Annotated in this window: 10 protein-coding genes, 9 tRNA genes, 5 rRNA genes and 1 other annotated feature (1 of these 25 running past the window's edge); all 24 genes read right to left on the bottom strand. The window is 48.5% G+C overall.

Features of this window, described 5'->3' with window-relative positions:
- Positions 1 to 140 (bottom strand) — a binding site (T-box leader); it reaches 94 nt to the left of the window's first position.
- A 2-nt stretch (positions 141 to 142) separates the two neighbouring features.
- Positions 143 to 1,594, bottom strand: a complete 1,452-nt coding sequence (gene gltX / locus JNUCC22_RS00610) for a glutamate--tRNA ligase (protein WP_197200204.1) — start codon at positions 1,592 to 1,594, stop codon at positions 143 to 145.
- 91 nt (positions 1,595 to 1,685) lie between these two features.
- Positions 1,686 to 2,162 carry a 2-C-methyl-D-erythritol 2,4-cyclodiphosphate synthase gene (gene ispF / locus JNUCC22_RS00605; RefSeq protein WP_003156407.1) on the bottom strand — a complete coding sequence of 159 codons (477 nt, stop codon included), beginning with the start codon at positions 2,160 to 2,162 and terminating at the stop codon, positions 1,686 to 1,688.
- Positions 2,155 to 2,853: a 2-C-methyl-D-erythritol 4-phosphate cytidylyltransferase gene (gene ispD, locus JNUCC22_RS00600; RefSeq protein WP_039062470.1), complete on the bottom strand. Its 699-nt coding sequence runs from the start codon at positions 2,851 to 2,853 to the stop codon at positions 2,155 to 2,157. Before ispD ends, ispF begins: the two co-directional genes overlap by 8 nt.
- Positions 2,854 to 2,865: 12 nt before the next feature.
- Positions 2,866 to 3,966 (bottom strand): PIN/TRAM domain-containing protein, encoded by a 1,101-nt coding sequence (locus JNUCC22_RS00595; protein WP_003156403.1) that lies wholly within the window; start codon positions 3,964 to 3,966, stop codon positions 2,866 to 2,868.
- Positions 3,967 to 4,081: 115 nt separating this feature from the next.
- The gene (gene disA, locus JNUCC22_RS00590) at positions 4,082 to 5,164 is read right to left on the bottom strand and encodes a DNA integrity scanning diadenylate cyclase DisA (protein WP_007615225.1); all 1,083 of its coding nucleotides are present in this window, start codon (positions 5,162 to 5,164) and stop codon (positions 4,082 to 4,084) included.
- A 3-nt stretch (positions 5,165 to 5,167) separates the two neighbouring features.
- Positions 5,168 to 6,547, bottom strand: a complete 1,380-nt coding sequence (gene radA, locus JNUCC22_RS00585) for a DNA repair protein RadA (RefSeq protein WP_014416742.1) — start codon at positions 6,545 to 6,547, stop codon at positions 5,168 to 5,170.
- Between the two features lie 93 nt (positions 6,548 to 6,640).
- Entirely contained in the window at positions 6,641 to 9,073 is a 2,433-nt protein-coding gene (gene clpC / locus JNUCC22_RS00580; RefSeq protein ID WP_015239036.1) for an ATP-dependent protease ATP-binding subunit ClpC, read from the bottom strand.
- Positions 9,070 to 10,161 carry a protein-arginine kinase McsB gene (locus JNUCC22_RS00575; RefSeq protein ID WP_003156398.1) on the bottom strand — a complete coding sequence of 364 codons (1,092 nt, stop codon included), beginning with the start codon at positions 10,159 to 10,161 and terminating at the stop codon, positions 9,070 to 9,072. The genes clpC and JNUCC22_RS00575 overlap by 4 nt, the downstream gene beginning before the upstream one ends.
- Entirely contained in the window at positions 10,161 to 10,718 is a 558-nt protein-coding gene (locus JNUCC22_RS00570; protein ID WP_007410387.1) for a protein-arginine kinase activator protein McsA, read from the bottom strand. Before JNUCC22_RS00570 ends, JNUCC22_RS00575 begins: the two co-directional genes overlap by 1 nt.
- A 13-nt stretch (positions 10,719 to 10,731) precedes the next feature.
- Positions 10,732 to 11,196 carry a transcriptional regulator CtsR gene (ctsR, locus tag JNUCC22_RS00565; RefSeq protein WP_003156396.1) on the bottom strand — a complete coding sequence of 155 codons (465 nt, stop codon included), beginning with the start codon at positions 11,194 to 11,196 and terminating at the stop codon, positions 10,732 to 10,734.
- Positions 11,197 to 11,422: 226 nt separating this feature from the next.
- Positions 11,423 to 11,538 (bottom strand): 5S ribosomal RNA (gene rrf / locus JNUCC22_RS00560).
- Between the two features lie 50 nt (positions 11,539 to 11,588).
- Positions 11,589 to 14,518, bottom strand: a 23S ribosomal RNA gene (locus JNUCC22_RS00555).
- A gap of 175 nt (positions 14,519 to 14,693) precedes the next feature.
- Positions 14,694 to 16,243, bottom strand: a 16S ribosomal RNA gene (locus JNUCC22_RS00550).
- Positions 16,244 to 16,408: 165 nt separating this feature from the next.
- Positions 16,409 to 16,484: transfer RNA gene (locus JNUCC22_RS00545), tRNA-Ala, on the bottom strand.
- Positions 16,485 to 16,488: 4 nt separating this feature from the next.
- A tRNA-Pro gene (locus tag JNUCC22_RS00540) sits at positions 16,489 to 16,565 on the bottom strand.
- Positions 16,566 to 16,581: 16 nt separating this feature from the next.
- Positions 16,582 to 16,658: transfer RNA gene (locus JNUCC22_RS00535), tRNA-Arg, on the bottom strand.
- A gap of 10 nt (positions 16,659 to 16,668) precedes the next feature.
- A tRNA-Leu gene (locus JNUCC22_RS00530) sits at positions 16,669 to 16,754 on the bottom strand.
- A 14-nt stretch (positions 16,755 to 16,768) separates the two neighbouring features.
- A tRNA-Gly gene (locus JNUCC22_RS00525) sits at positions 16,769 to 16,843 on the bottom strand.
- A gap of 24 nt (positions 16,844 to 16,867) precedes the next feature.
- A tRNA-Leu gene (locus JNUCC22_RS00520) sits at positions 16,868 to 16,949 on the bottom strand.
- A 6-nt stretch (positions 16,950 to 16,955) separates the two neighbouring features.
- Positions 16,956 to 17,031 (bottom strand) — tRNA-Lys (locus JNUCC22_RS00515).
- Positions 17,032 to 17,067: 36 nt separating this feature from the next.
- Positions 17,068 to 17,143: transfer RNA gene (locus tag JNUCC22_RS00510), tRNA-Thr, on the bottom strand.
- Between the two features lie 5 nt (positions 17,144 to 17,148).
- A tRNA-Val gene (locus JNUCC22_RS00505) sits at positions 17,149 to 17,224 on the bottom strand.
- Positions 17,225 to 17,247: 23 nt separating this feature from the next.
- Positions 17,248 to 17,363: ribosomal RNA gene (rrf, locus tag JNUCC22_RS00500) — 5S ribosomal RNA — on the bottom strand.
- 50 nt (positions 17,364 to 17,413) lie between these two features.
- Positions 17,414 to 20,343, bottom strand: a 23S ribosomal RNA gene (locus JNUCC22_RS00495).
- The 16S, 23S and 5S rRNA genes sit together here with 9 tRNA genes alongside, the layout of an rRNA operon.
- Positions 20,344 to 20,368: the final 25 nt, after the last annotated feature.

Genomic DNA, 20,368 nt, shown 5'->3' with positions numbered 1-20,368 from the left:
AAATACTGATTTCCGCAGAAATGTTCTTCAAAGGTCTTAAGGGCGCACTTCTAAAACATGACGCATGAATCTCTCTCAGCCGATGAAGATTCTTTCTGTAATGGTCATTGTTTTATACTCTTCCCTGTCAACAATCGTATATTTAAATGCTTTTCAGGCGTCTGACGGCTGTTTCTCTGCCGATCAGCTCAATGGCCTGCGGAAGCTCAGGACCGTGTGTCTGACCGGTAACCGCTACGCGAATCGGCATGAACAGCTTTTTGCCTTTATGACCTGTTTCTTTCTGAACAGCTTTGATTGAGGCTTTGATCAGCTCAGGCGTAAATTCTTCAAGCTTTTCAAGCTTCGCAGCAAATACGCTGAGCACTTCAGGCACCTGTTCCTCTTCCAGAACGGCTTTTGCCTCTTGATTATACTCGATCTCATCTTTAAAGAACAAATCAGTCAGCTCGACAATTTCAGCGCCGTAGCTCAATTGCTCATGGTAAAGAGAAATTAATTTACGAACCCATTCCTGCTCCTCGGCAGAAAGCTCAGTGCCGACTTTTCCTGCTTTTTGCAGGTGCGGCAGGGTCAGCTCAACCACTTGATCAAGATCCAGCGCTTTGACGTATTGGTTGTTGACCCATTTCAGTTTATGCATATCAAACAGAGCCGGTGACTTAGACAAACGATTTACATCAAAAATTTCAATGAATTGTTCTCTTGTGAAAAGCTCTTCTTCACCGACGGGAGACCAGCCGAGAAGTCCGATAAAGTTAAACAGCGCTTCAGGCAGGTAACCCAGCTCATCATACTGCTCAATAAACTGGATAATTGATTCATCACGTTTACTTAATTTTTTGCGGCTTTCGTTTACGATAAGCGTCATATGTCCGAAGACAGGAACATCCCAGCCGAATGCCTGGAAAATCATGATCTGTTTCGGTGTATTTGAAATGTGATCCTCACCGCGGAGCACGTGCGTCATTTTCATTAAGTAATCGTCAATCGCGACGGCAAAGTTATACGTCGGTGTTCCGTCTTTTTTGACGATGACAAAGTCGCCGATGCCGTCTGATTCAAAAGAAATCTCGCCTTTTACGATATCGTTAAATGCGATGATTTTCCCTTCCGGCACGCGGAAACGGATGCTCGGCTGTCTGCCTTCGGCTAAAAACTGCTCCTGCTCTTCCTGAGTCAGGTTTCTGTGTTTGCCGGAATAGCGCGGCATTTCACCGCGGGCGATTTGCTCTTCACGTTCTTTCTCAAGTTCTTCTTCCGTACAGAAACATTTATAAGCAAGCCCTTTTTCAAGAAGCTCTTCATAGTACTTTTTGTAAATGTCGTTACGCTCAGACTGGCGGTACGGGCCATATTCTCCGCCGATATCCACACTTTCATCCCAGTCCATGCCGAGCCATTTCAAATAGTTGAGCTGGCTTTGCTCTCCGCCTTCAATATTTCGCTTTTTGTCCGTATCCTCAATCCGGATAATAAACTTTCCGCCTTGGCTGCGGGCAAATAAATAGTTAAAAAGCGCCGTTCTGGCGTTACCGATATGCAAATGTCCGGTCGGACTCGGTGCATAACGAACGCGTACTTCATTTCCCATGTTCAAATACTTCCTTTCATCTCGTCTGTAGCCTCTAGCCGAATATATGTATCTATTCTACCACCAAATAGACCGGGCATCAAAACAATGATCAGGCTTTTTGGATCAGAACGGTCGCCTGAGCGGCAATTCCTTCGGCTCTTCCGGTAAACCCGAGCTTTTCTGTCGTCGTCGCTTTTACGTTTACTTGAGAGACGTCCGCCTCAAGGCCTTCCGCTATCCGTTTTCTCATAGCATCAATATGCGGCGCCATTTTCGGCTTTTGCGCAATAATCGTGCAGTCTATATTTCCGAGTACGTACCCTTTTTCTTTTACAATGTTCCAGACATGCTGAAGCAGCTTAAAAGAGTCCGCATCCTTGAATTCCGGATCAGTATCCGGGAAATGCTTGCCGATATCTCCTTCACCTGCCGCTCCGAGACACGCGTCTGCGACTGTATGCAGCAATACATCAGCATCTGAATGTCCGAGCAGCCCCTTTTCATAAGGAATTTCAATTCCGCCGATGATGAGAGGACGGCCTTCCGTTAATTGATGCACATCAAATCCTTGTCCGATTCTAAACATTATGATTCCCACTTTCCGCTTTCATGATTGCTTCCGCAAATATCAGGTCATCCGGCGTTGTCAGCTTAATATTGGTATAGCTGCCTTCAACGATACTCACCTGATATCCATCAAGACGCTCGACGAGGCTGGCGTCATCCGTCCCTAAGAAGCCTTTGTTTTCCGCTTCCATATGCGCCGTCTTCAATAAAGAAAGACGAAAAGCCTGCGGCGTTTGAACGGCCCACAAGCTTGAACGATCAAAGGTCTCCGCAACCCGGGAGCCTTCCGCCCGTTTTATCGTGTCTTTCACAGAAACAGCCAGGACAGCCGCTCCCGCCTCCTCTGCTGTTTCAACGAGCTTATCGATATGCTGATGTGTGACAAACGGGCGCGCTCCGTCATGAACAAGGACGACCGATTCCTTATCAATCATTTTCAGTCCTTCGTATACACTGTGCTGACGCTCCGCACCTCCGGTAACAAGCTCAATTTCCGTCTGAATCGGAAATTGGGCCAGCAGCTGGCGAAAATCTTCCCGTTCACTCTCGTTTATCACCAAGATTATTTTCTGACAGGGTGCGTGGCTTTCAAAAACCCGCAGTGTGTGTATAATAACAGGCGCACCTTTTAAGCTGATGAACAGCTTATTTTTCCCGGCCTTCATCCGTTTTCCTTGTCCGGCAGCCGGAATAACGACAACATACTCCATATGAACTCCCTCTTAAAGAGCTTTCTCAAGCAGCTTGGGCTTGGCAAAAATCATTCGTCCCGCCGCTGTCTGCAGTACGCTGGTTACGAGCACATCAATATGTTTCCCTATATAATTGCGGCCTTCTTCCACAACAATCATCGTCCCGTCATCCAAGTAAGCCACACCTTGATTATGCTCTTTCCCGTCCTTAATCACCTGCACATTCATCTCTTCGCCCGGAAGCACAACCGGCTTCACCGCGTTTGCAAGGTCATTAATATTCAGTACCGCAACCTTCTGAAGCTCACATACTTTATTTAAATTAAAATCATTCGTCACAACGACGCCGGATGTCAGCTTCGCAAGTTTGACAAGCTTGCTGTCAACCTCCTGAATGTCTTCGAAGTCGCCTTCATAAATTTCAACCGTAATATCCAGTTCCTTTTGAATGCGATTCAAGATATCCAGTCCGCGGCGTCCTCTGTTACGTTTTAAAACATCTGAAGAATCAGCGATATGCTGTAATTCCTCCAGCACAAATTGAGGAATGACAATGACGCCTTCTAAAAAGCCCGTCTGACAAATATCTGCAATTCTCCCATCAATAATAACACTTGTATCCAAGATTTTCAGCCTTTTATCCTGTTCCTCCTGCTCCTCATCAGCACTTCCCTTTTTCTTCTGCATTCTTGCAGAAATGGAGAAAAGACTGATCAGTTCATCCTTTTTCTTAAATCCGACTTGGAAGCCCAGGTAACCGAGAAAGAAAGCCAGAAAGACCGGAATGATCGTGCTGAATATACGGTACGGAATATTGTCCAGCGGAATCACGTTTACAATGAGATATGCGATGATAAGTCCAAAAACCAATCCGAGACTCCCGAATAACAGATCCGGCACCGGAGCTCTCAGCAAAGAATCTTCAATCCATTTTACCCAATTAATCACATATTCTGTCGTCCATATACTGATGAGAAAAAAGATAATAGCACCAATTGCAGCAGACGTATATGCGTTTGTTATTAAAGGTATGTCCTGTATATTTGACAGTACAAACAATTCAGGTATTAAAAAGATACCGACAACGCCGCCCACAATAATGAAGAACGCCTGAACTATTCGTTTTAACATACCTCCACCTCCTTTTAAGTAGCATTTTTTCAGCAGACTGGGTCAGAGCCTACAAATTCAGAATAAACAAAAACTAACAATAATATACCCGGATTCCGACAGGTTTAAGCGATTCTTAAAGCTGTCTATCTATATAGTGTTTTTCCTGAAGGCGTTTTAAGCCTTTTTTGATTTTTTTGGCGCGCACTTCGCCGATACCCTCAACATCATCAAGCTCTTCTACAGTGGCTTCCGTTATGCTTGGCAAAAATCCGAACGCCTCAACCACATTTTCAACAATCGGCATCGGCAGACGCGGAATTTTGTTCAGCAGCCTGTATCCTCTCGGGAGCACATAATCATCAATATTGGTAGAAGCCGGATATCCAAGCAGCTTAAACAGAATGGAATCATCAAGCAGGTCATAGCTGGACATATCCTGAAGCTCTTTTAACAGCACGAACGGATCTTTGATTTTTTCTTTGACATAGTCTTTAATGAAAAGTGCCGCCTCTTCTTCCATGTCCGTAATCAGTTCAATCACCTGCAGACGGATTAAGTGGCCTTCCGTTCCGAGTTCTTTAATATACATATTGATTTCATTTTTTATTCGGAGCACCATTTCATATCGATGCATGACGGACAGCACGTCACTGAATGTCACAAGCTCCTCAAACTCTAATGCGTTTAAAGCCGTAATCGTTTTGTCTAAGATGGTTTTATACTTCTCGAGCGTTTGAATGGCCTGATTTGCCTTTGTTAAAATAAAACCTATGTCCTTTAGTGTGTACTTCATGCTGTCCTGATATAACGTAATGACATTTCTGCGCTCTGAAATGGCGATGACGAGACAGCCGGTCTGCTTCGCCACCCGTTCCGCCGTACGGTGCCTCATTCCCGTTTCTGAAGAAGAAATGGTCGCTTCCGGCATAAGCTGCGTATTCGCATAAAGAATTTTCTGGCCGGAATCACTTAAAATAATGGCACCGTCCATTTTGGCCAGCTCGTATAAGTGAGCGGGCGCAAATGATGTATTAATATGAAAACCGCCATCCACGACTTGCTTTACCTTATCATTGTATCCGACAACAATCAGGCCGCCTGTATTTGCCCGAAGTACATTCTCTATCCCGGCTCTGAGCGGGGTGCCCGGTGCAACGAACTGCAGAATTGCAGACAGGTCAAGCTCTTGTTTCGCCCCTTTTTTCTCTTTTTCCATCTATTATGATCCTCCTAATGAAGTACGAAGCGCTTCTGCAACATTTGCTACTCCGACAACCTCAATCCCTTTTGGTATTGTCCACCCGTCTGCATTCGCCTCAGGTATGATCATGCGCTTGAAGCCGAGTTTTGCCGCTTCCTTTACGCGCTGTTCGATTCTTGACACCCTGCGGACTTCTCCTGTCAGACCCACTTCACCGATAAAGCAATCTGCGGGATTCGGCGGTGTATCTCTGAAGCTTGAGGCAATGCTGACGGCTACTGCCAAATCAATCGCCGGTTCATCCAGTTTGACCCCGCCGGCGACCTTTAAATAGGCATCTTGATTTTGAAGCAAAAGACCCACCCGCTTCTCAAGCACAGCCATAATTAACGACACCCTGTTGTGGTCAATGCCTGTAGCCATGCGGCGCGGGTTTCCAAAACTGGTCGGTGATATGAGCGCCTGGATTTCAACCAGGATCGGTCTCGTTCCTTCCATTGACGCAACGATACTCGAACCCGATGCCCCGGCAGAACGTTCTTCCAAGAATATTTCAGAAGGGTTCAGCACTTCCGTAAGCCCCTCTTCCCGCATTTCAAAGATGCCCATTTCATTTGTGGAGCCGAAACGGTTTTTTACGGCCCGCAAAATACGGAATGTATGGTGCCGCTCTCCTTCAAAGTATAGAACGGTATCGACCATGTGCTCAAGCAATCTCGGCCCTGCGATCGATCCTTCTTTTGTGACGTGCCCGACGATAAAAATAGGTATGCCGTTTGTTTTCGCGATTTTCATCAATTCGGCCGTACACTCTCTTACTTGTGATACACTGCCGGGAGCTGAGGTGATATCACTTTGGTACACGGTCTGAATGGAGTCTACGACAACAAATGCGGGTTTCATCTCTTGTATAGCAGACGAAATATACTCCATATCGGTTTCAGATAAAACATGTAACATTTGGCTGTTGATTCCAAGTCTGTCGGCACGCAGCTTCGTTTGCTTCACGGATTCTTCCCCTGAAATGTAAAGCACGCTGCCGGCCGTATCTGCTAATTGTGCGGATACTTGGAGAAGGAGCGTTGATTTTCCGATGCCGGGATCGCCGCCGATCAATACTAACGAGCCTTTCACAACGCCGCCGCCAAGCACTCTGTTGAATTCTTCAAGCTTTGTGTGAACGCGGGGTTCTTCCGATGTTTCAATTGATGTAATGGGTGATGGTTTCTGGACGGTTTGAACGGAGTGGGAGAAAGCCGCCCGCCGATTCGCCGGTGCTTTTTTTATGGTTTCTTCCACCATTGTATTCCAAGCCCCGCAGCCCGGGCACTTTCCCATCCACTTAGCGGATTCATAACCGCATGAGTGGCAGATGAATTTTGTTTTTGATTTAGCCATATATGTTGTAAGACCTCTTCCTTATCGAATATTTCTCTATATAACAAAGTGAGGCATACACTCGCTTACGTATGCCTCATGTTTGTCACTATATTAGTTCGTTTTAGCAGTTGTTTTTACGACAAATTCGCCGTCCTCAACATCAAGAACAATGTGCTGGCCCTTATCAATATTGCCTCTGAGGAGTTCTTCTGACAACCGGTCCTCCACATGCTTTTGAATCGCTCTTCTTAACGGACGTGCGCCGTATTCCAAATCGACGCCCTCTTCTGCTACTTTTGCTTTTGCAGCATCCGTCAGCTCGATAGAGAGATCTTGTTCTTTCAGACGTTTTGTTAACTGATCAGACATAAGCGACACGATGTCTGTAAGATGTTTTTTCTCAAGGGAGTGGAAGACGATAATTTCGTCAATCCGGTTGATAAACTCAGGTCTGAAGGCACGCTTCAGCTCTCCCATGACTTTGTCTTTCATGTCTTTATGGTTTTGTGATTCATCCTGCACATTGAAGCCCACATATTTGTTGCGTTTCAGCTCGCTCGCTCCGACGTTTGACGTCATAATCAGGATCGTGTTGCGGAAATCCACAGTGCGTCCTTTTGAATCAGTCAAGCGTCCGTCTTCAAGCACTTGCAGGAGTATGTTAAACACATCAGGATGCGCTTTTTCAATTTCATCAAGCAGTACGACAGAGTAAGGTTTTCTTCTCACTTTTTCTGTCAGCTGGCCGCCTTCATCATAGCCGACATATCCCGGAGGAGAACCGACAAGACGTGAAGTCGAGTGTTTCTCCATGTATTCGGACATATCCACTCTGATCATCGCTTCCTCATCACCGAAAATGGATTCCGCCAGCGCTCGTGCCAGCTCTGTCTTCCCAACGCCTGTAGGGCCTAAGAAGATGAATGAACCAATCGGGCGTTTCGGGTCCTTCAGACCGGCTCTTGCACGTCTGACAGCCTTTGCAACGGCTACAACAGCTTCATCCTGGCCGATGACGCGGGAGTGCAGAATGTTTTCCATATTGAGAAGCTTATCTGTTTCCGTTTGGGCAATTTTAGATACAGGCACCCCGGTCCAGCTGGATACAACCATCGCAATATCCTCTACAGAAACTTCGGAGTTCTCCTGGCCTTGTTTTTCTTTCCACGTTTTTTTCGTGTCTTCCACCTGTTCTCTCAGGCGCTGCTCCGTATCACGAAGGGAAGCCGCTTTTTCAAACTCCTGGCTCTGAACGGCAGCGTCTTTTTCCTTGCGAACTTCATCGAGTTTCTGCTCAAGCTCTTTTAAGTTCGGAGGTGTTGTGAAAGAACGGAGACGCACTTTTGAACCGGCTTCATCAATTAAATCGATCGCTTTATCCGGAAGGAAGCGGTCAGAAATATAACGGTCGGACAATTTGACCGCCGCTTCAATCGCTTCATCGGTAATGGATACGCGGTGATGCGCTTCATAGCGGTCACGGAGCCCTTTTAAAATTTGAATGCTTTCATCGGCTGACGGCTGATCCACCTGAATCGGCTGGAAACGGCGCTCCAGAGCAGCGTCTTTTTCGATATATTTACGGTATTCATCAAGCGTTGTCGCACCGATGCATTGAAGCTCTCCGCGGGCCAGTGAAGGTTTTAAGATATTCGATGCGTCAATCGCACCTTCTGCTCCCCCCGCTCCGATCAGTGTATGCAGTTCGTCAATGAATAAAATAATATTGCCGGCCTGACGTATTTCATCCATTACTTTTTTCAAGCGGTCTTCAAATTCTCCGCGGTATTTCGTACCGGCTACAACCGTACCCATGTCTAATGTCATTACGCGTTTATCACGTAAAATTTCCGGCACTTCATTATTGATGATCTGCTGTGCGAGGCCTTCAGCAATCGCAGTTTTACCTACACCCGGTTCTCCGATAAGAACGGGGTTATTCTTCGTTCTGCGGCTTAATACCTCAATAACACGCTGAATTTCTTTGCTTCGGCCGATAACCGGATCAAGACTGTCTTCCTTCGCAATCGCAGTTAAATCACGAGCCAAGCTGTCAAGCGTCGGCGTGTTTGCATTGCTGTTCGTACCGGATGCAGAAGATCCCGTCTCATTGCTTCCCAGAAGCTGCAGCACTTGCTGTCTCGCCTTATTCAAGCTGACACCGAGATTATTCAGAACTCTCGCGGCCACGCCTTCTCCTTCACGAATCAGTCCGAGAAGTATGTGTTCTGTTCCCACATAAGAATGTCCTAGCTTTCTGGCTTCATCCATGCTGAGCTCAATGACTTTTTTTGCTCTTGGCGTATAATGAATCGTTTGAGACATTTCCTGTCCCCGTCCGATTAAGCTCTCCACTTCTTTCTGAATTTTATCCGAACCGAGTCCGAGTGCTTGGAGTGCTTTAGCTGCAATCCCTTCTCCTTCACGAACCAGACCTAATAAGATATGTTCAGTTCCAATATTGTTATGGCCTAAGCGCAGTGCTTCTTCCTGTGCCAGTGCCAATACCTTTTGAGCTCGCTCTGTAAACCTTCCAAACATCATATCGAATCATCCTCCTGTCTATTTGCACTCATTTCTAAATGCAGCCTTTCCCTGATAAGAGCCGCTCTTCTCGCGTCTCTTTCGTTCGGCCGTAATGCACCGCCCGAATATTGCTGGAGAAAACCCGGCTGTGTCAAAATCATCAGTTCATTAAGTATATTGCTTGATAGCCCTTTGATGATTCCAAGGTCTATCCCCAGCCGAACGTCAGAAAGGCATTTCGCCGTTTCCTTTGATTCAATCATACGGCAGTTGGATAAAACACCGTAAGATCTGAATACCCGGTCCTCCAATTCAATTTTCGAGGTTTGGTAAAGCGCTTCTCGGGCTGAACGTTCCTGCTCAATCAGCTGGGCAGCCACACTGTTTAAATCATCTACAATGTCCTGTTCTGATTTTCCGAGTGTGATTTGATTTGAAATTTGAAAGATATTTCCTAATGCTTCGCTGCCTTCACCGTAAATTCCTCTAACAACTAAGCCTAATTGGTTAATTGCCGGTATAATTCGATTCATTTGCCTAGTTAATACAAGGCCCGGCAAATGCATCATGACTGAAGCCCTTAGTCCCGTCCCTACATTTGTAGGACAGCTTGTTAAGTATCCTCTCTTCTCTCCAAAGGCGTAATCCACTTTCTCCTCAATCCAGTCATCAACCTGGTTTGCCGCTTTTATGGCGTTGAGAAGCTGGAAGCCGGGGAAGAGGCATTGAATTCTGATATGATCTTCTTCATTTAACATAATGCTGACTTCTTCATTTTCAGAAAGCAAACAGCCGCCAAAAGGGGATTCTGTTAAATTCGGGCTGATCAGATGTTTCTCCATCAGCACCCGTTTTTCCAAAGGCTGAGCTTCACTCATTCTGATTAAATGAAATTGACCGATATCAGGAAGTTCTTTTCCTGAAAAATGATCTTCGAATTGCTGAATGATGGATGAGGCTTCTTCATTCGTATACCTGGCAGGAAACTTTATATTTTCAAAGTTACGGGCCAACCGTATACGGCTGCTGAGTACAATGTCACTTTCAGGTCCCTTTTGCTTCATCCAATTGCTTAGTGCGTCCTGAATAAAATGCTTGAGCGACATTACCCTTGTTCCCCCTCACTGTCTTTACTTTTTAATTTCTGCTCTAACGATCGGATCTGATCCCTGACCTCCGCTGCTCTTTCAAACTCTTCGTGGTGTATTAAAGATTCAAGTTCTTTTTTTAACATTTCCATTTGCCGTCTTACATGCAGGTTTCCGCCTATTCGTTTTGGAATTTTTCCGGCATGCACCGTATTCCCGCTGTGAACTTTTCGCAAGATCGGCGTAATTTGGCTGTAGAACGTATCGTAACATTCCGCACAGCCGAAACGCCCTGTTTTTCTCAGCTGCTGAAACGTCATACCGCATTTCTTACAAGCTGTGCCTTGCTCTGAGTAGCCGAACATTTGAGAACCGGTGTTTTGAAATGAAGACTCCATATTCAGCAACCCTGATAATAAATTATGGATCGAGAACCCTTGGTTTCCACTTATACTGTATGAATCGCTATTTTCTTTTGCACATTGTTCACAAATATGAACTTCTTGTTTTTCTCCATTAACAACTTTCGTAAAGTGAAAAGTGGCCGGTCTCTCATTGCATTCTTGACAAATCAATCTTTTCACCCGCTTACTTTAGTTTTAAAGATGTGAGCATTGCTTTCATCATTCTGGCTCTTAGTTCATCCCGTTCGGGCAAATCAATATATAGAACTGAACGATCCATTACACTCACCATCATTTTAGCTTCTCTTTCCGAAATAACTCCGTCCTCTAACAGTCTGAGAATAATGTCATCAGAGGCTGCCTGGGACAAGTGGGTATGAATCTGCGAAATAATATTATTGATGAGGACGACTTCGTTATTCATTTTAATTTTGATAATACGAATATAACCGCCGCCTCCCCGTTTACTTTCAACAATATATCCTCTTTCACTTGTAAATCTGGTGTTGATGACATAATTTATTTGGGAAGGAACACATTGAAATTTATCAGCGATTTCACTGCGTTTGATCTCTAAAATTTCTTTGCCATTTTGATCTAATACTTGTTTCAAGTACTGTTCAATGATGTCAGAAATATTATGTCCCACTCAACCCCCTCCTTTATTGACTTTGACTATATTTGACTTTAACCTTACTATAAGGTGTTTCGCAAAATTTTTCAACTGTATCGCTCTATCTCTATTATTTCCACTTTGCACAAGCATAAAACCTGCTTTTACAAAAAGGCATATCGTTACGTTTCTCATATTATATAACGTATGCAAAAAAACACAAAAAAGGCAGCTCATAATGAGCTGCCTTTACCATAATATAGCTTGGCGGCGTCCTACTCTCACAGGGGGAAACCCCCGACTACCATCGGCGCTGAAGAGCTTAACTTCCGTGTTCGGCATGGGAACGGGTGTGACCTCTTCGCTATCGCCACCAAACCATTGAGAGTGTTCTCTCAAAACTAGATAACAGTAAGCATACATTCAAATTGGTTAAGTCCTCGATCGATTAGTATCTGTCAGCTCCATGTGTCGCCACACTTCCACCTCAGACCTATCAACCTGATCATCTTTCAGGGATCTTACTTCCTTGCGGAATGGGAAATCTCATCTTGAGGGGGGCTTCATGCTTAGATGCTTTCAGCACTTATCCCGTCCGCACATAGCTACCCAGCGATGCCCTTGGCAGAACAACTGGTACACCAGCGGTGCGTCCATCCCGGTCCTCTCGTACTAAGGACAGCTCCTCTCAAATTTCCTGCGCCCGCGACGGATAGGGACCGAACTGTCTCACGACGTTCTGAACCCAGCTCGCGTACCGCTTTAATGGGCGAACAGCCCAACCCTTGGGACCGACTACAGCCCCAGGATGCGATGAGCCGACATCGAGGTGCCAAACCTCCCCGTCGATGTGGACTCTTGGGGGAGATAAGCCTGTTATCCCCGGGGTAGCTTTTATCCGTTGAGCGATGGCCCTTCCATGCGGAACCACCGGATCACTAAGCCCGACTTTCGTCCCTGCTCGACTTGTAGGTCTCGCAGTCAAGCTCCCTTGTGCCTTTACACTCTGCGAATGATTTCCAACCATTCTGAGGGAACCTTTGGGCGCCTCCGTTACCTTTTAGGAGGCGACCGCCCCAGTCAAACTGCCCACCTGACACTGTCTCCCCGCCCGATAAGGGCGGCGGGTTAGAAGGTCAATACAGCCAGGGTAGTATCCCACCGATGCCTCCACCGAAGCTGGCGCTCCGGTTTCCAAGGCTCCTACCTATCCTGTACAAGCTGTACCAACATTCAATATCAGGCTGCAGTAAAGCTCCACGGGGTCTTTCCGTCCTGTCGCGGGTAACCTGCATCTTCACAGGTACTATAATTTCACCGAGTCTCTCGTTGAGACAGTGCCCAGATCGTTGCGCCTTTCGTGCGGGTCGGAACTTACCCGACAAGGAATTTCGCTACCTTAGGACCGTTATAGTTACGGCCGCCGTTTACTGGGGCTTCAATTCGCACCTTCGCTTACGCTAAGCGCTCCTCTTAACCTTCCAGCACCGGGCAGGCGTCAGCCCCTATACTTCGCCTTACGGCTTCGCAGAGACCTGTGTTTTTGCTAAACAGTCGCCTGGGCCTATTCACTGCGGCTCTCTCGGGCTTGCACCCTAACAGAGCACCCCTTCTCCCGAAGTTACGGGGTCATTTTGCCGAGTTCCTTAACGAGAGTTCTCTCGATCACCTTAGGATTCTCTCCTCGCCTACCTGTGTCGGTTTGCGGTACGGGCACCTCTCACCTCGCTAGAGGCTTTTCTTGGCAGTGTGGAATCAGGAACTTCGCTACTATAATTCGCTCGCCATCACAGCTCAGCCTTCACGGGAAACGGATTTGCCTATTTCCCAGCCTAACTGCTTGGACGCGGATATCCAATACCGCGCTTACCCTATCCTCCTGCGTCCCCCCATTGCTCAAATGGTGAGGAGGTGGTACAGGAATATCAACCTGTTATCCATCGCCTACGCCTTTCGGCCTCGGCTTAGGTCCCGACTAACCCTGAGCGGACGAGCCTTCCTCAGGAAACCTTAGGCATTCGGTGGAGGGGATTCTCACCCCTCTTTCGCTACTCATACCGGCATTCTCACTTCTAAGCGCTCCACAAGTCCTTCCGGTCTTGCTTCACAGCCCTTAGAACGCTCTCCTACCACTGTTCGAAGAACAGTCCGCAGCTTCGGTGATACGTTTAGCCCCGGTACATTTTCGGCGCAGAGTCACTCGACCAGTGAGCTATTACGCACTCTTTAAATGGTGGCTGCTTCTAAGCCAACATCCTGGTTGTCTAAGCAACTCCACATCCTTTTCCACTTAACGTATACTTTGGGACCTTAGCTGGCGGTCTGGGCTGTTTCCCTTTCGACTACGGATCTTATCACTCGCAGTCTGACTCCCAAGGATAAGTCATCGGCATTCGGAGTTTGACTGAATTCGGTAACCCGGTAGGGGCCCCTAGTCCAATCAGTGCTCTACCTCCGAGACTCTTACCTTGAGGCTAGCCCTAAAGCTATTTCGGAGAGAACCAGCTATCTCCAGGTTCGATTGGCATTTCACCCCTACCCACACCTCATCCCCGCACTTTTCAACGTGCGTGGGTTCGGGCCTCCATTCAGTGTTACCTGAACTTCACCCTGGACATGGGTAGATCACCTGGTTTCGGGTCTACGACCACGTACTCAATTCGCCCTATTCAGACTCGCTTTCGCTGCGGCTCCGCATCTTCTGCTTAACCTTGCACGGGATCGTAACTCGCCGGTTCATTCTACAAAAGGCACGCCATCACCCGTTAACGGGCTCTGACTACTTGTAGGCACACGGTTTCAGGATCTCTTTCACTCCCCTTCCGGGGTGCTTTTCACCTTTCCCTCACGGTACTGGTTCACTATCGGTCACTAGGGAGTATTTAGCCTTGGGAGATGGTCCTCCCGGATTCCGACGGAATTTCACGTGTTCCGCCGTACTCAGGATCCACTCAGGAGAGAACGAAGTTTTGACTACAGGGCTGTTACCTTCTATGGCGGGCCTTTCCAGACCTCTTCATCTACCTCGTTCCTTTGTAACTCCGTACAGAGTGTCCTACAACCCCAAGAGGCAAGCCTCTTGGTTTGGGCTGGTCCCGTTTCGCTCGCCGCTACTCAGGGAATCGCATTTGCTTTCTCTTCCTCCGGGTACTTAGATGTTTCAGTTCCCCGGGTCTGCCTTCTCATATCCTATGTATTCAGATATGGATACCACTCCATTACGAGTGGTGGGTTTCCCCATTCGGAAATCTCCGGATCAAAGCTTGCTTACAGCTCCCCGAAGCATATCGGTGTTCGTCCCGTCCTTCATCGGCTCCTAGTGCCAAGGCATCCACCGTGCGCCCTTTCTAACTTAACCGTTAAAAAGAATCACTACGTGATATCTTGCATTACTAATTGAATGTGAATTACTTCTGTTATCTAGTTTTCAAAGAACAACATCTCGAAGAATCGAATGATCCTTCAAAACTAAACAAGACAGGGAACGTTCTGTTTATAAGACCCGAGGTCTTATATTCCGTTAAAATCCTTAGAAAGGAGGTGATCCAGCCGCACCTTCCGATACGGCTACCTTGTTACGACTTCACCCCAATCATCTGTCCCACCTTCGGCGGCTGGCTCCTAAAAGGTTACCTCACCGACTTCGGGTGTTACAAACTCTCGTGGTGTGACGGGCGGTGTGTACAAGGCCCGGGAACGTATTCACCGCGGCATGCTGATCCGCGATTACTAGCGATTCCAGCTTCACGCAGTCGAGTTGCAGACTGCGATCCGAACTGAGAACAGATTTGTGGGATTGGCTTAACCTCGCGGTTTCGCTGCCCTTTGTTCTGTCCATTGTAGCACGTGTGTAGCCCAGGTCATAAGGGGCATGATGATTTGACGTCATCCCCACCTTCCTCCGGTTTGTCACCGGCAGTCACCTTAGAGTGCCCAACTGAATGCTGGCAACTAAGATCAAGGGTTGCGCTCGTTGCGGGACTTAACCCAACATCTCACGACACGAGCTGACGACAACCATGCACCACCTGTCACTCTGCCCCCGAAGGGGACGTCCTATCTCTAGGATTGTCAGAGGATGTCAAGACCTGGTAAGGTTCTTCGCGTTGCTTCGAATTAAACCACATGCTCCACCGCTTGTGCGGGCCCCCGTCAATTCCTTTGAGTTTCAGTCTTGCGACCGTACTCCCCAGGCGGAGTGCTTAATGCGTTAGCTGCAGCACTAAGGGGCGGAAACCCCCTAACACTTAGCACTCATCGTTTACGGCGTGGACTACCAGGGTATCTAATCCTGTTCGCTCCCCACGCTTTCGCTCCTCAGCGTCAGTTACAGACCAGAGAGTCGCCTTCGCCACTGGTGTTCCTCCACATCTCTACGCATTTCACCGCTACACGTGGAATTCCACTCTCCTCTTCTGCACTCAAGTTCCCCAGTTTCCAATGACCCTCCCCGGTTGAGCCGGGGGCTTTCACATCAGACTTAAGAAACCGCCTGCGAGCCCTTTACGCCCAATAATTCCGGACAACGCTTGCCACCTACGTATTACCGCGGCTGCTGGCACGTAGTTAGCCGTGGCTTTCTGGTTAGGTACCGTCAAGGTGCCGCCCTATTTGAACGGCACTTGTTCTTCCCTAACAACAGAGCTTTACGATCCGAAAACCTTCATCACTCACGCGGCGTTGCTCCGTCAGACTTTCGTCCATTGCGGAAGATTCCCTACTGCTGCCTCCCGTAGGAGTCTGGGCCGTGTCTCAGTCCCAGTGTGGCCGATCACCCTCTCAGGTCGGCTACGCATCGTCGCCTTGGTGAGCCATTACCTCACCAACTAGCTAATGCGCCGCGGGTCCATCTGTAAGTGGTAGCCGAAGCCACCTTTTATGTCTGAACCATGCGGTTCAAACAACCATCCGGTATTAGCCCCGGTTTCCCGGAGTTATCCCAGTCTTACAGGCAGGTTACCCACGTGTTACTCACCCGTCCGCCGCTAACATCAGGGAGCAAGCTCCCATCTGTCCGCTCGACTTGCATGTATTAGGCACGCCGCCAGCGTTCGTCCTGAGCCAGGATCAAACTCTCCGATAAAGTAGTTTGACTGACTACGCACATCGCTGTGCGATTTATTTAAAACTTTGAATTAACAGGTACGTTTTGTCTTGTTTAGTTTTCAAAGATCATTTTGTTCACTTTCTCAAGCAACTTTTTAAGTGTATAATAAGTTTCTTTTAAAGTCAACATATTTTTTATAAATGGTGGAGCCTAGCGGGATCGAACCGCTGACCTCCTGCGTGCAAAGCAGGCGCTCTCCCAGCTGAGCTAAGGCCCCGAAGTGGTCGGGAAGACAGGATTCGAACCTGCGACCCCATGGTCCCAAACCATGTGCTCTACCAAGCTGAGCTACTTCCCGATTTTTAAAAATATTATGGCGCGCCCGAGAGGAGTCGAACCCCTAACCTTTTGATCCGTAGTCAAACGCTCTATCCAATTGAGCTACGGGCGCATAACAATAATGCCGAGGGCCGGACTTGAACCGGCACGGTAGTCACCTACCGCAGGATTTTAAGTCCTGTGTGTCTGCCAATTCCACCACCCCGGCGTGGATGGTATAGTTGGAGCGGAAGACGGGATTCGAACCCGCGACCCCCACCTTGGCAAGGTGGTGTTCTACCACTGAACTACTTCCGCATACAGGATAACTATCCTGTATAATGCGGGTGAAGGGACTTGAACCCCCACGTCATAAGACACTAGATCCTAAGTCTAGCGCGTCTGCCAATTCCGCCACACCCGCGTAACATGGTGAGCCATGAAGGACTCGAACCTTCGACCCTCTGATTAAAAGTCAGATGCTCTACCAACTGAGCTAATGGCTCTTTTTAAAAGACTTATGTTATTATCTTGTCCAAAAATGGTGCCGGCCAGAGGACTTGAACCCCCAACCTACTGATTACAAGTCAGTTGCTCTACCAATTGAGCTAGGCCGGCAAATATGGTGGAGGATGACGGGCTCGAACCGCCGACCCTCTGCTTGTAAGGCAGATGCTCTCCCAGCTGAGCTAATCCTCCATATATTACACTTACGTGTAATAGCTTGGCGGCGTCCTACTCTCACAGGGGGAAACCCCCGACTACCATCGGCGCTGAAGAGCTTAACTTCCGTGTTCGGCATGGGAACGGGTGTGACCTCTTCGCTATCGCCACCAAACCATTGAGAGTGTTCTCTCAAAACTAGATAACAGTAAGCATACATTCAAATTGGTTAAGTCCTCGATCGATTAGTATCTGTCAGCTCCATGTGTCGCCACACTTCCACCTCAGACCTATCAACCTGATCATCTTTCAGGGATCTTACTTCCTTGCGGAATGGGAAATCTCATCTTGAGGGGGGCTTCATGCTTAGATGCTTTCAGCACTTATCCCGTCCGCACATAGCTACCCAGCGATGCCCTTGGCAGAACAACTGGTACACCAGCGGTGCGTCCATCCCGGTCCTCTCGTACTAAGGACAGCTCCTCTCAAATTTCCTGCGCCCGCGACGGATAGGGACCGAACTGTCTCACGACGTTCTGAACCCAGCTCGCGTACCGCTTTAATGGGCGAACAGCCCAACCCTTGGGACCGACTACAGCCCCAGGATGCGATGAGCCGACATCGAGGTGCCAAACCTCCCCGTCGATGTGGACTCTTGGGGGAGATAAGCCTGTTATCCCCGGGGTAGCTTTTATCCGTTGAGCGATGGCCCTTCCATGCGGAACCACCGGATCACTAAGCCCGACTTTCGTCCCTGCTCGACTTGTAGGTCTCGCAGTCAAGCTCCCTTGTGCCTTTACACTCTGCGAATGATTTCCAACCATTCTGAGGGAACCTTTGGGCGCCTCCGTTACCTTTTAGGAGGCGACCGCCCCAGTCAAACTGCCCACCTGACACTGTCTCCCCGCCCGATAAGGGCGGCGGGTTAGAAGGTCAATACAGCCAGGGTAGTATCCCACCGATGCCTCCACCGAAGCTGGCGCTCCGGTTTCCAAGGCTCCTACCTATCCTGTACAAGCTGTACCAACATTCAATATCAGGCTGCAGTAAAGCTCCACGGGGTCTTTCCGTCCTGTCGCGGGTAACCTGCATCTTCACAGGTACTATAATTTCACCGAGTCTCTCGTTGAGACAGTGCCCAGATCGTTGCGCCTTTCGTGCGGGTCGGAACTTACCCGACAAGGAATTTCGCTACCTTAGGACCGTTATAGTTACGGCCGCCGTTTACTGGGGCTTCAATTCGCACCTTCGCTTACGCTAAGCGCTCCTCTTAACCTTCCAGCACCGGGCAGGCGTCAGCCCCTATACTTCGCCTTACGGCTTCGCAGAGACCTGTGTTTTTGCTAAACAGTCGCCTGGGCCTATTCACTGCGGCTCTCTCGGGCTTGCACCCTAACAGAGCACCCCTTCTCCCGAAGTTACGGGGTCATTTTGCCGAGTTCCTTAACGAGAGTTCTCTCGATCACCTTAGGATTCTCTCCTCGCCTACCTGTGTCGGTTTGCGGTACGGGCACCTCTCACCTCGCTAGAGGCTTTTCTTGGCAGTGTGGAATCAGGAACTTCGCTACTATAATTCGCTCGCCATCACAGCTCAGCCTTCACGGGAAACGGATTTGCCTATTTCCCAGCCTAACTGCTTGGACGCGGATATCCAATACCGCGCTTACCCTATCCTCCTGCGTCCCCCCATTGCTCAAATGGTGAGGAGGTGGTACAGGAATATCAACCTGTTATCCATCGCCTACGCCTTTCGGCCTCGGCTTAGGTCCCGACTAACCCTGAGCGGACGAGCCTTCCTCAGGAAACCTTAGGCATTCGGTGGAGGGGATTCTCACCCCTCTTTCGCTACTCATACCGGCATTCTCACTTCTAAGCGCTCCACAAGTCCTTCCGGTCTTGCTTCACAGCCCTTAGAACGCTCTCCTACCACTGTTCGAAGAACAGTCCGCAGCTTCGGTGATACGTTTAGCCCCGGTACATTTTCGGCGCAGAGTCACTCGACCAGTGAGCTATTACGCACTCTTTAAATGGTGGCTGCTTCTAAGCCAACATCCTGGTTGTCTAAGCAACTCCACATCCTTTTCCACTTAACGTATACTTTGGGACCTTAGCTGGCGGTCTGGGCTGTTTCCCTTTCGACTACGGATCTTATCACTCGCAGTCTGACTCCCAAGGATAAGTCATCGGCATTCGGAGTTTGACTGAATTCGGTAACCCGGTAGGGGCCCCTAGTCCAATCAGTGCTCTACCTCCGAGACTCTTACCTTGAGGCTAGCCCTAAAGCTATTTCGGAGAGAACCAGCTATCTCCAGGTTCGATTGGCATTTCACCCCTACCCACACCTCATCCCCGCACTTTTCAACGTGCGTGGGTTCGGGCCTCCATTCAGTGTTACCTGAACTTCACCCTGGACATGGGTAGATCACCTGGTTTCGGGTCTACGACCACGTACTCAATTCGCCCTATTCAGACTCGCTTTCGCTGCGGCTCCGCATCTTCTGCTTAACCTTGCACGGGATCGTAACTCGCCGGTTCATTCTACAAAAGGCACGCCATCACCCGTTAACGGGCTCTGACTACTTGTAGGCACACGGTTTCAGGATCTCTTTCACTCCCCTTCCGGGGTGCTTTTCACCTTTCCCTCACGGTACTGGTTCACTATCGGTCACTAGGGAGTATTTAGCCTTGGGAGATGGTCCTCCCGGATTCCGACGGAATTTCACGTGTTCCGCCGTACTCAGGATCCACTCAGGAGAGAACGAAGTTTTGACTACAGGGCTGTTACCTTCTATGGCGGGCCTTTCCAGACCTCTTCATCTACCTCGTTCCTTTGTAACTCCGTACAGAGTGTCCTACAACCCCAAGAGGCAAGCCTCTTGGTTTGGGCTGGTCCCGTTTCGCTCGCCGCTACTCAGGGAATCGCATTTGCTTTCTCTTCCTCCGGGTACTTAGATGTTTCAGTTCCCCGGGTCTGCCTTCTCATATCCTATGTATTCAGATATGGATACCACTCCATTACGAGTGGTGGGTTTCCCCATTCGGAAATCTCCGGATCAAAGCTTGCTTACAGCTCCCCGAAGCATATCGGTGTTCGTCCCGTCCTTCATCGGCTCCTAGTGCCAAGGCATCCACCGTGCGCCCTTTCTAACTTAACCGTTAAAAAGAATCACTACGTGATAT

Origin of the sequence: Bacillus sp. JNUCC-22 (assembly GCF_018861275.1) — a bacterium.
Classification (GTDB): Bacteria; Bacillota; Bacilli; order Bacillales; family Bacillaceae; genus Bacillus; species Bacillus velezensis.
This window is presented reverse-complemented; position numbering and strand designations above follow the sequence as displayed.